Annotated in this window: 1 protein-coding gene; it reads right to left on the bottom strand. The window is 43.5% G+C overall.

Annotated features, from left to right (window positions below):
- Nucleotides 1–515: mechanosensitive ion channel family protein (locus A3735_RS24195; RefSeq protein ID WP_156499887.1), on the bottom strand; the 515-nt coding region annotated here is incomplete at its 3' end.
- Nucleotides 516–827 lie beyond the last annotated feature (312 nt).

Here is an 827-nt window from a genome sequence, read left to right as displayed (position 1 = left end):
ATGCTGCTGCTCGAAAGAGAGCCATTTGGAATGATGACGACTCGGTTGTCGCCCGTCTTTAGAATGGTGTTGAAAATCTGAATTTCAGATACGCTTCCGATGTAGCCCTGAGCTTCAATCAGGTCTCCTACCTTGAAAGGCTTGAATAGCAGAATGACAACGCCTCCGGCGAAGTTGGCTAGGCTTCCTTGAAGAGCTAGGCCAACAGCTAAGCCGGCAGCACCGAGTACTGCCACAAATGATGTTGTCTCGATGCCGACCATCGAGGCAACTGAAATCAACAAGACTACTTTCAGAATAACTGAAAGAATGCTGCAGACGAATTGACCAAGCGTCGCATCGACCTTGCTTGTGAGATTGTTGTTAAGAGTGCGTATGAAGCGATTGATGACCCATAGGCCGATGATGAGCGTAACGATCGCTAAGACCAGTTTGGGGCCGTAACTTAAGCTGAGTGTGTAGGCTGTCTGTAACAGCTCTTGAATCTGATCGCTGCTTTGATTGATATCTTCCATTTAAGCTTCCTTGATTAAGTAAAAAAGTGAGTTTGAAATTTAAATTCAGAAGCATAGACAGAAGCAAAAGAGAAAAAGTCACAAAGAAAGTTTATTTATATTTCATTGATCTGAGTGCGTGTGTGTTATTGGGAATTGATCTATGATTCTTTGTTCCGGTGTCCCGTATTCGCCAACATTCATCATTATTGCCGAGGATTAAAATGAAAGACGATACCATCGCAATTCATCACGGATATGAAACAGACCCTACAACCAAGTCCGTAGCAACACCTATTTACCAGACAGTCGCATACGAGTTTGATAATGCTC

The organism is Oleiphilus sp. HI0061 (assembly GCF_001635675.1).
This window is presented reverse-complemented; position numbering and strand designations above follow the sequence as displayed.